This is a genomic window from Azospira sp. MPR-E4 (assembly GCF_058809645.1).
Genome location: NZ_JBXAST010000024.1, coordinates 1 through 13951, shown reverse-complemented (window position 1 = coordinate 13951; position 13951 = coordinate 1). Strand labels below are relative to the sequence as shown.

Genomic DNA, 13951 nt, shown 5'->3' with positions numbered 1-13951 from the left:
CTTTGCCCCACAATGGCTTTCCAGGCGGTACCCGCCCCCTTCGGCGGGAGCCTTTTTTGGCCTGGGGACGAAAGGTGCCAGGATCATGATCGAATCCATTTTGTTGACGGCAGTACGGGTATGCACTTTCGGCGCCGGGCGGGCCCTGACTAATGCCAGCGGCTTTTTCTTCGCCCCGGACGAGAGCCGCCTGTTTCTCGTCACCAGCCGCCATGTGCTGTGCGATGCCGCCAGCGGCCACCATCCGGAGCGCATCGAGATCGAGCTGCATACCGATCCGGCCAACCTGGCCGCCGCCACCGGCTTTTCCATTCCCCTCTACCGGGACGGCCGCAGCCTGTGGCGCCAGGGCGAGGACGGGGCCGGGGAGATCGACGTGGCGGCGATCGAGATCGAGCGGGCGGCCCTGCCGCCGACCACGCTCCATGCCGCCTTCACGCCGGCCCACCTGGCCGGCCGCCGGGACCGGGTGGAGGTGGGCAGTTCCCTGCTCATCGTCGGTTTCCCCCTGGGCTTCCACGACCAGCTGCACCACATGCCGGTGGCGCGCCAGGCGGTGGTGGCCTCGTCCTTCGGCCTGCGCTTCCAGGGCCAGGGCTATTTCCTCACCGACGCCCGCACCCACCGCGGCACCAGCGGCGCGCCGGTGGTGATGCGCCTGCCCGACGGCGACGGGGGGCGGGGCGAACTGCCCTGGCTGCTGCTGGGCGTGCATTCGGCCCGCCTCGATGCGGGCGGACGGGATGCGGAGGTGGACGAGGCCCTGGGCCTCAACTGCGCCTGGTATGCGGACATCCTCCTGACCCTGACCCGGGACTGAATCGGGCGCGGCCTAGGGCGAAGCCAGACGCAGGGCCTCCACGTCAGGGATGTGGATGGTGCGGCCGTCCACCACCACCAGGCCGCGGCCGGCCAGGTCGTGCAGGATGCGGGAAAAGTGTTCCTGGGTCAGGTTGAGGCGGGAGGCAATGTTGCCCTTGCTGCTGGGCAGGCGCACCACGGCCTGGCGCGGACAGTTGCCGCTGCCGGCCTCCGGCGCCTCGGCGCCGCGCAGCAGGAAGCCGACGATGCGCTCCCAGCCGGACTGCAGGGAATAGGCTTCCACATCCACCACCCGGTGGTGCAGGCGGCGGGAGAGGCTGCTGATCATCTTGCGGCATAGCAGGGGGTCCTGGTCCATCTCGTGGAACAGCACCAGCTTGGAAATGTGCAGCAGGCGGGAGCGGGTCAGGGCCTGGGCGAAGAGGGCGTAGGGCTTTTCCATGAACATCACCGCCTCGCCGAAGGTCTGGCCCGGGTGGATCAGTTCCACCACCTTTTCGTTGCCCTGGTTGGAATTGAAGGCCAGCTTCACCTGTCCCGCCAGCAGCAGGTGGAAGCCGCGGCAGGGATCGCCCTTGTGGAAAAGGATGTCGCCGCGGCCGGCCTCGACCTCGCGCACGCCCCGGGCCAGGCGCTCCAGGTCGGGCTCCTCCAGTTCGGCGAAGAGGCTGGTTTCCCGCAGCAGGGCGATGATGCGGGGATCGGGCGGGGTGCCCGAATCCGGGGGCAGGAGGCAGGTGCTGTTGTTCATGGGCTTACCTTCGTTTCCTGGGAGGCGGTGGGTCAGCGCGTCAGTTGGGCGTAAAGCAGGGGCAGGCGGCGGGGCAGTTCCTCCGGCTTGCGGATCACCGCGTAGCCGGCGGGGCCGAACAGGTGGGGCAGGTAGGAGGCCCCTTCCCGGTCGATGGTGACGCAGAAGGGCTGCAGGCCCAGCTTGCGCGCCTCGATGATGGCCATGCGGGTGTCCTCGATGCCGTAGCGGCCGTCGTAGATGTCCAGGTCGTTGGGCTTGCCGTCGGAGAGGATCAGCAGCACCCGGCGGCTGGCCGGCTGCCGCGCCAGCTGGCTGGCGGCGTGGCGGATGGCGGCGCCGAGGCGGGTGTAGTAGCCGGGCTTGAGGGCCAGGATGCGGCCCCGGGCGGCGGCGTCGAACTTCTGGCCGAAATCCTTGAGGCGGGAGAAGCGCACCTGGCTGCGCTTCAGGGAGGAGAAGCCGCACAGGGCGAAGGCGTCGCCGGTGGCGCCCATGGCGGTGCCGAACAGCAGCAGGGCGTCCTTGACCACGTCGATGACCCGGGCCTCGTCGCTGACCCAGGTGTCGGTGGACAGGGAGAGGTCGGCCAGCACTAGGCAGGCCAGGTCCCGCTCCCGCTTTTCCAGGGAGAGGTAGAGGTTGTCCGTGGGGTGGCCGCCGGTGGCCCGGTCGGCGTGGGCGCGCACTGCCGCATCCACGTCCAGTTCCTGGCCGTCGGGCTGGCCCTTGAGCCAGCGCCGGGCCGGCAGCAGGGCGGCGAACTGTTGGTGCAGGCGGCGGGCGGTGCGGGCGAGGCGGTGCGGTAGGGCGCTGTCGCTGGCGGCCTGGGGCGTCACTTCCAGCAGGCGCACATGCTCCTCCAGCAGCTGGCCCTTGCGGTAGTCCCATTCGGGCAGGGGAATGCCGTCGCCCAGGATCACGTCGTCCTCGGCGGCGGAGGGCAGGTCCAGGTCGAAGCGCACCTTGGAGGCCACCTTCTCGCTGTCGTCGGCCAGGGCCAGCTGGTCCAGGTCGTTGGCGGCGGCCACCGCGTCCTCGTTGGGGTCGTCGTCGGTGGGGCGGTTCACCTTCACGTATTCGCCCCAGCTGAAAATGCTCTCGGCCCGGAACATCATCAGCATGCCGTTCTTCTCCGTCGGCATTTCCACCCGCTCGGTCTGGTGGGCGCGCCGCTCCTCCTCTTCCTTCAGCTGCTGGCTGCCGGCCTGGTCCTCGGTGGGCGCCTCGCGGCTGGGCTGGGTGGCGCCGTGCGGCTCGGTGCCGAAGTCGCCCAGCCACAGCATCACCGGGCGGGAGGGCTCCGGGGAGCGGGGCAGGGCATCGACGCTGCCCGGCTCCAGCAGGGCGCGGCGGATGGCCTCTTCCCGCGGCCGCTCGGCGGCGGGCAGGCTGTCGGGGTTGAGGCGCTGGGCCAGGTGGGCCTGCACCAGGCGCCGGTAGCGGGGCGCCAGGCCGGGCCAGCAGGCCAGGGCGCGTTGGGTGGCGGCCTGGTTGCGGCGGCAGGGATCGGCCTCGGCGGCAGCCCCGGGCTGCTGGCCGGCGGCGGCCAGGGCGGCCAGCCACAGGTAGAGGTCCCGGTTGAGGGCGGCGTCGGGGAAGGCGGCGATTTCCGGCGGCAGGCGCAGGGTGGCCAGGTCCAGGGTGGCGGGAGTGGCCTTTTCGTCGCTGCCGGCAACCCGGGACAGCCAGCGGCGGCGGGCGCCGTGGCGCACTTCGACGGCGGCGGCGACGCGCAGGCCGGGGTCGCCGCCGAAGGCGCGGAAGAGGATGCCGGCGGTGCGTTCCACTTCCTTCAGCTTGACCGCCGCCTTGGGGTAGTGGCCGCCCGCGGCCTGGGTGATCCAGCGGTGCCAGAGTTTGCCGACGAATTCTTCCATGGCCGTTCCTTAATGGGCCGCCAGGGGCGCCGCGAGGGCCTGAGCGCCGGCCTGGGGCCCTTTATCCATGCGGTTCTTGGGGCGGTGCCGGGTCATGGCCGGTCCACCGCGGAAAATCCGGCCTCGTTCTGCCGCGCCGCCTCCGCCTCCACCCACTGCAGCAGGGGCGGCTGGCCCTGGCGGCCCTGGCTCTGGGCGCAGGCGTCCAGGCACTGGCCGCACTGGGTGCAGGCGAACATCATGCGTTTCAGGGTGCGGGGCTTGAGGCGCATGGGGCAGACGGCGTCGCAGGCCGATTGCCGGTCCGGCAGGCAGTCGGCGCATTCGGCCGTGCGCTGCCGGTTGAAGCCCACCACCAGGGCGTCCTTGTTGCCCATCCAGGCCAGGCTCTGGAACAGGCCGACGGCGCAGGCATAGCGGCAGAAGAGGTGGCGGGCGAAAAGGAATTCCAGGGAAATGACCGTAGTGGCGGCCGCGATGAAAATGAGCTGGTTGCGCGTCAGTTCCCCGTTGAAGAGGTTGGCGTAAACCTCCATGGGCGGCAGCAGGTAGGTGAGGAAGACCACCGCCCAGACGAAGGCGAAGGCCACCGCTAGGGGCAGCACCGCCAGCCACCAGATCGGGCCCCGGGGCGCCGGGGTGCCGTCGGGGCGCCAGGGGGAGATGGGCTTCTTGTCCCACAGGCTGTGCTTGCCCGAGGCCCGGATCATTACCCGGTTGATGGTCTCCACCACGGAGAAGTGGGGGCACAGCCAGCCGCAGTAGAGGCGGCCCCATTTCCAGGCGGCCCAGAGGAAGACGGCGGCGCCGGCGAGAATGGGCAGGAACAGCCGGGTGAGGACGTTGAAGGCCGCTTCCCCGGCGCCGATGCGGCCGGCCAGGAACTGGTCCAGGCCCAGGCGCCATTCGAAGGTGAGGAAGAGGGCGTGGCCGCGGGCCAGGTCGTAGCGGAACAGGTCGAACACCGGCGCCAGGGCGAAGAGGACGAAGAAGCCCATCTGGGCCGCCAGCCGTTGCCGCTGCACGCGCTGGTTGCCGGCCACGGCCTGGGCCGCCGGAATGATGGGAATGACGCGCTGGTTCATGGAAATGGAAAGGGCAGGGCCTTCTCAGGCCCGGGGCAGGCGCGGGCCGATCAGGGGGAAGCGCCAGGGCTGTCCGGCCATGGCGCTGGCCAGGCCGACGATGCCGCCCACCACCAGGGCCGAATGGACGCAGGTGAAATAGAGGATGACAGCGACCCAGGTCCATTCCCAGTTGAGGCCGCCCAGGGCGATGAAGCCGGCGGACAGGGTGACGATGAGCAGGCCGCCCCAGGCGCTGACCCAGAAGGTCTGCTGCAGGTGTTGGCGGGCCAGCAGGGGCGCCGTGCCGCCGTGGCGCCACCACAGCCAGGCCAGGGCGGCGAAGGCCAGGCCCGGCAGGGCCAGGAGATTGACCAGGAACAGGGCCTCGGCGGCGATGGCCAGGCCGGTGCCTTCCGGGTTGTCTGCAGGGGCGCTGGGGCTGGCCATGGCGGTAGCTCAGCGGCCGAAGGTGGCGTTGACGATTTCCATCAGGGCGCCGGCGGTTTCCACGTCGTCGGTGAGGCTTTCCACCATGGCGGCGCGGCAGGCGGTAACCGGGTCCATGCCGGCCTTCACCAGGGTGGCGGCGTAGACCAGCAGGCGGGTGCTGGCGGCTTCCTCCAGGTCCTGGTCCTTGAGGGTGCGCAGGGCCTGGGCAATGGCCACCAGGCGCTTGGCCAGGTCCTCGTCGCAGCCGGTTTCGCCGCGCAGGATGGCGATTTCCCGGGCGCTGCCGGGGAAGTCGAAGCGCAGGGAGACGAAGCGCTGCCGGGTGGAAGGCTTCATGCCCTTCATCAGGTTCTGGTAGCCCGGGTTGTAGGACACCACCAGCATGAAGGAATCCGGCGCCTCCAGCACCTCGCCGGTACGGTCGATGGGCAGGATGCGGCGGTCGTCGGCCAGGGGGTGCAGCACCACGGTGGTGTCCTTGCGCGCTTCCACCACCTCGTCCAGGTAGCAGATGCCGCCTTCGCGCACGGCCCGGGTGAGGGGGCCGTCGCACCACAGGGTCTTGCCTTCGCCGATGAGGTGGCGGCCCACCAGGTCGGCGGCGGTGAGGTCGTCGTGGCAGGCCACGGTGAACAGGGGCAGGCCCAGCTTGGCCGCCATGTGGGCGACGAAGCGGGTCTTGCCGCAGCCTGTGGGGCCCTTGATCAGGAGGGGCAGACGGTTCTTCCAGGCGTGCTCGAAAATTTCCACTTCATCGGCGGCTGCGTCGTAGAAGGGCAGGGTGGCGGCCATGTCCATCAGGGCATTCCTTTCCAGTAGGCGATAGCAATGAGGCCGCAGACCAGGACCACCCAGCCGAGGGTGATGCCCTTCCACAGCAGGGGGGCGTGGCGCAGGCCCATGAAGTCGAGGATCACCGCCCGGCTCTTGAGGGCGGCGATGAGCAGCAGGCTGGCGACGGCGGCGGGGCCGCTGATGCCTTCCTCGCCGACGGTCCAGGTGGCCAGGGTGGCGGCGATCAGCAGCAGCCAGACGATGGTGCTGCGGCGGGTGCTGTAGGGGGCGGCGACGTGGGTCAGGTTGTCCATGGTTCCGTTCTCAGCGCAGTACATAGACCAGGGGGAAGAGGATGATCCACACCAGGTCCACCATGTGCCAGTAGGAGGCGCCGCTGTGCAGGTTGTTCATGGCGGTGCCGTTGTCCGGGCCGTAGTTGCCGCGGCGGGCCTGGAACCAGAGGACGGCCAGGATCACCAGCCCCAGCAGCACGTGCATGAAGTGGAAGAAGGTGAGGGAGAGGTAGAACATGTAGAAGGGGCTGGTGGACAGGGTGATGCCGGCCCCCAGCTTGTCGGCGTACTCCACCAGCTTGACGGCGACGAAGCCGCTGCCGCAGAGGAAGCCGGCGGCCAGCCAGGGCGCCACCTTGTCCCTGAGGCCCGCTTCGGCGGCCTGCACGGCGCGCACCACGAAGTAGCTGGCGGTGAGCAGGAGGATGGTGTTGAGGGCGCCGGCGTTGCGGTCCAGGGCCAGCTGTTCGGCGTTGAACAGTTCCACGTGCTTGGCCCGGGTGAAGGCGTAGGCGGCGAAGAAGACGCAGAAGGCCAGCAGTTCGGCGCAGATGAAGAACCAGATGGCCAGGTCGCCGGGCAGGCGGCGCTCGCTGGCGGGGGACGGCATGGCAAGGGCTTGGGTATCCATGGGCCCCAGTATAGGAAGGGGGGCCGGGGGCGACTTTGATACCTGCTAAGAACGCCGGCAAAAGGTGGCCGGGGCCGCCGCGGGCCGCGGCAGGCCCTAGCCGGGGGCGCCCGGGGTGGCCTGCAGCAGGGTTTCGAGACGCTCGGCGACGGCGGAAAAGTCGCCGGCGGGCACCGGGCGGGAGAAGTGGTAGCCCTGGCCGTAGCGGGTGCCCATGCCGCGCAGCAGGGCCAGCTGGGCCTCGTTCTCGACCCCTTCGGCCACCACCTCCAGGCCCAGGCTGCGGGTCATGGCGACGATGGCCTCCACCAGGGCCCGGTCGCTGCTGTCCTGGCCCATGTCGCGGACGAAGGACTTGTCCACCTTGACCGTGGTCACCGGGAAACGCTTCAGGTAGGAGAGGGAGGAATAGCCGGTGCCGAAATCGTCCAGGTAGATGCGGATGCCCACCTGGCGCAGGGCCTGTAGCCACTCCAGGGCCTGCTTCATGTCGGACATGAGCACGCCCTCGGTGATTTCCAGGACCAGGGCGCCGGGGGGCAGGCTGCGCCGGCTGAGGGCCTCCATCACCGCCGAGGGCGGCAGGCCGTGGGGAATCTGGCTGCCGGAGACATTGATGGAGAGGTACAGGTCCTCCCGGCCTTCCCGGCGCCACTGCTGCAGCTGGTCGCAGGCCGTTTCCAGCACCCACAGGCCGATTTCCTGGATCAGGCCGGTTTCCTCCGCCACCGGGATGAAGTCGTCCGGCGGCACCATGCCCTGCTGGGGATGGACCCAGCGGATCAGGGCTTCGGCCCCGGCCAGGCGGTTCTGCTGGATGTCCACGATGGGCTGGTAGAACAGGCGCAGCTCCTGGCGCTCCGCCGCCAGGCGCAGTTCGTTCTCCAGGCGGCGCCGGTTCTCGGCGGCGGCGGCCATGGAGGGGTGGAAGAACTGGTAGTCCCGGCCGCCGCTGCGCTTGACCCGGTCCAGGGCCAGTTCGGCGTTGCGCAGCAGGGTCAGCAGTTCCCGCCCGTCCTCCGGGTAGAGGGCGATGCCGACGCTGCTGCCGACGAAGGCCGGGGTGTCCCCCAGCTCGTAGGCCAGGCCCAGGGTCTCGACGATGCGGTGGGCCACCTTGGCGGGAATCTCCTGGCCTTCCACATTGGGCAGGAGCAGGGCGAATTCGTCGCCGCTGGTGCGGCCCAGCCAGTCGCTGCCCTTGATGCAGTTGCGCAGCCGGTTGGCGGCCATCAGCAGCAGTTCGTTGCCCACGTCGAAGCCCTGGCCGTCGTTGATGCGCTTGAAGCCGTCCAGGTTGATGAGCAGCAGGGCGAAGGGCTGCTCGGGATGGAGGATGATCATTTCCCGGATCTGCTGCTCCAGGCCCATGCGGTTGCCCAGGCTGGTCAGCAGGTCGGTGACGGTCATGCGCTGGGCAAAGGTCTCCACCAGCTTGCGCTGGGTGATGTCGCTGGCGATGCCCTGGACCAGGGCGTCGCCGATGGGGGTCAGGCTCAGGTGCAGCCAGCGCGGATTGTCCGGCAGGGCCAGTTCCAGGTCGTCCTCCTGGGCGCTGTTGCTTTCCAGGCAGCTGCGCAGCAGGGCCGCCGTCTGCTCCGGCTGGCCCCAGGGCAGGGCCAGCAGGTTGGGCGGCATGCCGCCCGGCCGCTCCTCCTGGCCGCTGAGGCGGGCCAGGGAACGGTTGTGGGAGAGCAGGGTGCCCTGGCCGTCGGCCACGAAAATTCCCGATTCCGCATTTTCGAAAATGTCCCGGTACTTGCGCTCGTCCATGGCCTGGCGCAGGCGCAGGCTGTGCTCCTCCTCCAGGGCGGCCACCAGGTCCTCGGTGAGACCGTTGATGTCGTCCACCAGGCGGCCGATTTCGTTGCCGCCGTGGCCGGGGGGCGCCGGCAGCCGCTCGCCCAGGGTCGGCTTGAGCAGGTGCAGGCGGTCGGAGATGGCCTTGATGGGGGCGACGATGAGGCGCAGGACGATGAAGATCACCGCCAGGGTCAGCAGGGCCAGCTGGGCGGCCAGTACCAGGCCGACGAACAGGCTCTCGCGGAAGGTGCGTTGTTCCAGGGCTTCCCGGTTGGGTTGCAGCTCGATTTCACCGACCCGGCGGGTGGGGTCGAAGGGGGAGTAGATGTCCCGCCGCAGGGCGGCGGCGCTGTTCTGGGACAACTGGCCGCTGCGCTCCTCCCGCCCCAGCTCCTGGTTCAGGCTGCGGATGCTGACGGCGGCCACCTCGCTGTTGCGGATCAGGCCCCGGGCCACTTCCGTCGCCAGCTGGGCGTCTTCGATGAAACAGGCGATGCGCACCGTCTCCTCGATGGTGTCGAGCAGTTCCCCCAGGCGGTTGTTGGCTTCCTGCTGGGCCAGGTGGTTGGTGACGACCCAGGTGATGCCGATCACCAGTGTGCCCACCAGCAGGGTGACCCCGGCCATGGCCCAGACGGCCCGGCTGAGGATGTTGCGTTTGGGCGGGCATCTCATGGGGTCCGGTTCTCCAGTTCCAGCACCACCTTGACCCGGCCATCAACCCGGCTGCGGTCCAGGTAGCCGATGGCGCCCCGGTTGCTGGCCACGGTGTTGAGCAGCATGTCCGGCGACTGCTGCTGCAGGGGCGGCGAGGTGCGCCCGGAGAAGATCACCCGGGCCCAGTAGGCATTGATCTCCGCCGGGCTCTTGCCCACCAGGCGCCAGTAGAACTGGGTCCGCTCCAGGGATTCCTGGGGCAGTTCCAGGGGCACGGCGGTGAGGCCGGAGGGAAACTGGCGGTAGCGGCCGAGGAAAATGTTGGTGACGTCTTCCCGGCTCAGTTTCTCCACGCCGCTGCGGGGATTGACCACCACCACCAGGTCGCCGGCGGCCTGCCCGGCTGCGGGGAGCAGCAGGGCCAGGATGAGGCGGAGGCGGGGCAGGAGGCGGGGTTTCACGGGCGTCGTCTCAGAAAATGAAGTCGGTGACGATGCTGATGACGTCGGTGCGGCCGTTCCAGCCCGGCGTGTCGCGGCGGGTGGGGAAGATGGAGTCGCTGCTGCCGCGCACGGCGTCGTACTGCAGCTTCAGGTCCATGTTGGTGCGGAAGTCCCAGCGCAGGCCCAGGGTCACGGTGTGCTGGTGGCTGCGGGAATCGGCCAGGATGCTGCTGACGGCCGCATTCAGCAGGCCAGGGGGCAGTCCCGTGGTCAGGCTCTTGGGCGTGGATTTCTGCCAGGAATAGCCGGCGTAGGGAGTGAACTGGCCGATGCGGTAGCCGGCCAGCAGGGTGCCGGCCCGGGAGTCCTGGAAGGCGGCGCTCTGCTGGCGGATGCGGTTGAGCATCAGCTGGGCCTGCAGGGGGCCGGATTCGTAGAGGGCACCGAGGGAGTAGAACTCGCTGTCCTTGTCCTGGGTGCCGAGGGCGTCGGCCGCGGCGGCAGCACTGGGCACGCCGCTGGCCCGCAGGCCGTTCACCACCGGGTCGATGGGCAGGTTCTGGCCGAAGCGCAGGTGGGCGTAGCCGGCCCGCAGGGTCCACGGGCCCTGCAGGTAGTCCAGGTGGCCGCCGTACATGCTGGAGCCGCCCATCTGCCATTGCTGGTCGCCCAGGGCCAGGCTGCCGTGCATGCGGCCGCTGAAGGCCTGCACCTTGCCCAGGCCCGGCCCCAGGGGGAAGGTGAAGCTGCCGTCCACCCCGTCCACGTGGGAGAAGGGCAGGGAGGTGAAGTAATCCACCGAGGGCCGCACCGCCAGGTAGGAATAGCCCACCAGGCGGGAGTCGGCGAGCATGAAGAAATTGGTGCCGAGGCGGCCGGCCCGCAGGCTGAGGGAGGGGGTGGGGTCGTACTTGAGGTAGGCCCAGGTCAGTTCGGGCTGGTAGGTCTGGTCGTAACGGTAGCGGGTGACCCCCTGGACCACCGCCTCGAGCTGGTCGGTGGCCTGCCAGTTGGCCTGCAGGCCGAGCACGCTGTCCACCCGGGACGACCAGTTGCCGCCGGAGGTGCCCCGGGGCTGGGAGAGGTCCCGCACGAAGTCGGCGCCGTCGGCGGAAGAGCGGGTCAGGCCCAGGGTGCCGAAACCCCGCAGATGCAGGCGCGCGGGCTCGTTCTCCAGGCTGTCGGCAGCGTCCGCGGCGGCCGGGAGCGGCAGGCAGAGCAGGGCGCCGAGCAGGGCTGCGAGGCAGGCTGTAGACGGCCCCGGCGCCAGCATCGGGCCGGGGTCGGGACGGTTCTGGGCAAGACTGTTTTCTTTATACATTGGTCAATTCCACCCCCCCCCTGGTGCGGCTCGAGGGAATTGCGTCTGTTGGCTGTCAGTCTGTTCTTGACGCAGCTTAACCAATTGCTGCACTGCGTAAAAGCAATTAATACACGCCGGCAGGCCCGCCGGCCGCGGTCCCGGCCGTTCGGCGGGGCAAAAAAAATCCGGCGGACCCTTGCGAGTGCGCCGGTTTGTCAACGGAGGTTGGGAGGTGACAAAAAAGGTGTTGCTGGTTCCGCTCCCGCCGCGGTTGGGGCGGCGGGGGCGGAGGTGTTGCCGGGACCTCAGGCGGCTGCCTTGTCCTCGCCCTTCACGAAGAAGCTGGCGATGTACAGGATCAGGCCGATGAGGAAGACCACGCCGGTCCACTCACGCATCCAGTAGAACAGGGAGATCTTGTCCTGGGTTGCCATGAAGGACAGGGGAGTCTCGGAGACGCGCTGCAGCCAGACTTGCAGGATGCCGGCGGCGGTGAGGAACAGGGTGATGAAGACGATGGAGATCGTCATCAGCCAGAAGCTCCACATTTCCAGGACCTGGGACTTGTTGCTGTTGGCAGCACGGCCGCGCAGGATGGGCATGGCGTAGGAGATCATGGTCAGGTTCACCATCACGTAGGCACCGTAGAAGGCCATGTGGCCGTGGGCTGCCGTGATCTGGGTGCCGTGGGTGTAGTAGTTCACCGGAGCCAGGGTGTGCAGGAAGCCCCACACGCCGGCGCCCAGGAAAGCCATCACACCGGTCCCCAGGGCCCACAGGGTGGCGGCCTTGTTGGGGTGTTCGCGACGACGGCGGTTCACCATGTTGAAGGCGAACACGGTCATGGCGAAGAAGGGGATGGGCTCCAGGGCGGAGAACACGGAACCCCACCACTGCCAGTATTCGGGCGTGCCGATCCAGAAGTAGTGGTGACCGGTACCGATGATGCCGGTGACCAGGGTCAGGGTGATGATGACGTAGAGCCACTTTTCGATGACTTCACGGTCCACGCCCGTCACCTTGATCAGCACGAAGGCCAGCATGGCGCCGAGGATCAGTTCCCACACGCCTTCCACCCAGAGGTGCACCGTCCACCACCAGAAGAACTTGTCCAGGACCAGGTTGGTGGGGTTGTAGAAGGAGAACAGGAAGAACACGGCCAGACCCCACAGACCCAGCAGCATCACCAGGGAGATGGAGGTCTTGCGCCCCTTCAGCACGGTCATGCTGATGTTGAAGAGGAAGGCCAGGGCGACGATGACGATACCCACCTTGGTGATCAGCGGCTGTTCCAGGAACTCGCGGCCCATGGTTTCGAGCAGGTCGTTACCGGTCAGCTCGGCCAGGGTGGCGTAGGGAACCGCCAGGTAGCCGACGATGGTGAGGGCCCCTGCCACCAGGAAGATCCAGAACATGGCGAGCGCCAGCTTGGGGCTGAACAGCTCGGTTTCCGATTCTTCCGGGATCATGTAGTAGGCCGCACCCATGAAGCCGAACAGCAGCCACACGATGAGCAGGTTGGTGTGGACCATGCGGGCCACGTTGAAGGGGATCATCGGGAACAGGAAGTCCCCGATCACATACTGCAGGCCCATGATCAGCCCGAATATGATCTGCCCGACGAAAAGACCGATTGCCGCGATGAAATACGGCGTGGCAACGGCCTGGGATTTATATTGCATAGCGATGACTCCTTAAGCGTAAGCTCTGTTTTTCTGGGGTCCGCGTCGAGGCATCAGCCCTCGATGTTGGGCGGCCAGTTAGCGGTATTGATCTCAGAGGTGTACTTGAGGAAAGCCACCAGATCGTCCAGTTGCTGCTCAGTCAGGTTGAACTGAGGCATCTGGCGACGGCCGGGGGCACCGCTGGGTTGGCCCTTGATCCAGGCTTTGATGAAGTCACCACCGCGGCGGGGATACACATTGCCCAGCTCGGGCGCAAAGTAAGCGCCTTCGCCCAGCAGCGTGTGGCAGCCGATGCAGTTACGGGTTTCCCAGATTTTTTTACCGTTGGCGACGGCCGGGGTCAGATTGGCCCGGTTATCGCGCTTCGGCAGTGTTGCGGTTGAGTCGAACGACAATGCCAAGAACAGCAGAAAGAAAAAGACCGTTCCGCCGAAAAAGATATTGCGCGCCATCGACTTAGTGAAAGCGCCGCTCATGCTGCCCTCCTTTCATGAGAGGAAAAAATAAAGATGGAACACGGCAGTGCGGAGAGTAGCGACGGGGCTCCTTATGCAGCCATGATGTGAATCAAAAAGGCCGGAAGGGCCTCCGTCGCTCTCCGGACAAGGCCGGCTTTGGGATTCCGCCCTCCAGCCCTTAGAATTGAGGCTTCACCCCTAGTCCGGCCTCACGCCATGCCCGAACGCACCCTCGCAGACCTGATGACCTGGAATATCGTCGAGGTGGAGCGTCGGACCACCCTGCTGGCGGCGGCGGAAGTCATGGAAACGGCCCGCATCAGCTCCCTGCTGGTGCGCGAGGGTGCCCTGATGGTGGGCATCGTCACCGAACGGGATATCCTGCGGGCCCTCTCCGCCAACGTGGACGGCCTGCTGGCGGTGGATCAGGTGATGAGCTCCCCGGTGTATACCGCCGATTCCCGCATGTCCGTGCATCACGCCTACCACCTGCTGGCGGAAAAGGGCATCCGCCACCTGCTGGTGACCGGCGAAGCGGGCCAGCCCGTGGGGGTGGTTAGCGAGAGCGACTTCCGCTTCCACCTGGGGGCCGCCTTCTTCCGCCGCCTGCGGGACGTCAATGCGGTGATGCAGAGCGGCGTCCAGCTGCTGCAGCCCGGCGATACGGTGCGCCAGGCCCTGGCCCTGATGTCCGCCGGCAGCCTGCGCTGCGTCGTCGTCGCCGAGGCCGGCCGGCCCCTGGGCATCCTCACCGAGCGGGACGCCCTGCGCTTCTTCCGCCGCGGTGCCGACAGCCTGGAGCAGCCCCTGGCCGCGGTGATGAGCGCCCCGGTGGCCAGCATTCCGGAAGGCTATCCCCTCAGCCAGGCGGTGGACCGCATGCAGGCCGAGCACGTGCGCCATCTGGTGGTGGTGGGGGCGGCCGGGGAGG

14 protein-coding genes are annotated in these 13951 nt (G+C 68.1%); 2 read left to right on the top strand and 12 right to left on the bottom strand.

Translation table 11 applies throughout. The features are described 5' to 3' along the window. Positions 1–85 precede the first annotated feature (85 nt). Positions 86–820, top strand: coding sequence for a S1 family peptidase (locus AC1RTA_RS09145; RefSeq protein ID WP_492784562.1), 735 nt, complete (start codon positions 86–88; stop codon positions 818–820). A 12-nt stretch (positions 821–832) separates the two neighbouring features. Here AC1RTA_RS09145 and AC1RTA_RS09140 read toward each other — a convergent pair whose 3' ends face one another. The 12 genes from AC1RTA_RS09140 to AC1RTA_RS09085 all read right to left on the bottom strand — a co-directional run bounded on the left by AC1RTA_RS09140 (position 833) and on the right by AC1RTA_RS09085 (position 13038). Next, entirely contained in the window at positions 833–1573 is a 741-nt protein-coding gene (locus AC1RTA_RS09140) for a Crp/Fnr family transcriptional regulator (protein ID WP_014238134.1), read from the bottom strand. A gap of 32 nt (positions 1574–1605) precedes the next feature. Next, positions 1606–3453, bottom strand: a complete 1848-nt coding sequence (locus AC1RTA_RS09135) for a nitric oxide reductase activation protein NorD (protein ID WP_492784561.1) — start codon at positions 3451–3453, stop codon at positions 1606–1608. Positions 3454–3545: 92 nt separating this feature from the next. Further along, positions 3546–4538, bottom strand: coding sequence for a 4Fe-4S binding protein (locus AC1RTA_RS09130; protein ID WP_130458798.1), 993 nt, complete (start codon positions 4536–4538; stop codon positions 3546–3548). Between the two features lie 24 nt (positions 4539–4562). Then, positions 4563–4967, bottom strand: a complete 405-nt coding sequence (locus AC1RTA_RS09125; protein WP_014238131.1) for a hypothetical protein — start codon at positions 4965–4967, stop codon at positions 4563–4565. Between the two features lie 9 nt (positions 4968–4976). Next, the gene (locus tag AC1RTA_RS09120; protein ID WP_130458797.1) at positions 4977–5768 is read right to left on the bottom strand and encodes a CbbQ/NirQ/NorQ/GpvN family protein; all 792 of its coding nucleotides are present in this window, start codon (positions 5766–5768) and stop codon (positions 4977–4979) included. Then, positions 5768–6058: a cytochrome C oxidase subunit IV family protein gene (locus tag AC1RTA_RS09115; protein WP_043799579.1), complete on the bottom strand. Its 291-nt coding sequence runs from the start codon at positions 6056–6058 to the stop codon at positions 5768–5770. The genes AC1RTA_RS09120 and AC1RTA_RS09115 overlap by 1 nt, the downstream gene beginning before the upstream one ends. A gap of 10 nt (positions 6059–6068) precedes the next feature. After that, positions 6069–6671 carry a cytochrome c oxidase subunit 3 family protein gene (locus AC1RTA_RS09110; RefSeq protein WP_492784560.1) on the bottom strand — a complete coding sequence of 201 codons (603 nt, stop codon included), beginning with the start codon at positions 6669–6671 and terminating at the stop codon, positions 6069–6071. A 96-nt stretch (positions 6672–6767) separates the two neighbouring features. Further along, positions 6768–9149, bottom strand: coding sequence for a putative bifunctional diguanylate cyclase/phosphodiesterase (locus tag AC1RTA_RS09105; RefSeq protein ID WP_492784559.1), 2382 nt, complete (start codon positions 9147–9149; stop codon positions 6768–6770). Next, positions 9146–9592 (bottom strand): type 2 periplasmic-binding domain-containing protein, encoded by a 447-nt coding sequence (locus tag AC1RTA_RS09100; RefSeq protein ID WP_492784558.1) that lies wholly within the window; start codon positions 9590–9592, stop codon positions 9146–9148. The genes AC1RTA_RS09105 and AC1RTA_RS09100 overlap by 4 nt, the downstream gene beginning before the upstream one ends. Before the next feature lie 10 nt (positions 9593–9602). Continuing rightward, positions 9603–10895, bottom strand: coding sequence for a porin (locus AC1RTA_RS09095; protein ID WP_492784557.1), 1293 nt, complete (start codon positions 10893–10895; stop codon positions 9603–9605). Between the two features lie 287 nt (positions 10896–11182). Beyond that, entirely contained in the window at positions 11183–12559 is a 1377-nt protein-coding gene (locus AC1RTA_RS09090) for a cbb3-type cytochrome c oxidase subunit I (protein WP_014238124.1), read from the bottom strand. 53 nt (positions 12560–12612) lie between these two features. Continuing rightward, a complete protein-coding gene (locus AC1RTA_RS09085; protein WP_014238123.1) occupies positions 12613–13038 on the bottom strand; it encodes a c-type cytochrome in 426 nt (141 codons plus the stop codon). Positions 13039–13236: 198 nt separating this feature from the next. On the opposite strand from AC1RTA_RS09085, the gene AC1RTA_RS09080 reads away from it, so the two are divergent. Beyond that, the coding region (locus AC1RTA_RS09080) for a CBS domain-containing protein (RefSeq protein WP_492784556.1) at positions 13237–13951 on the top strand (715 nt) is incomplete at its 3' end.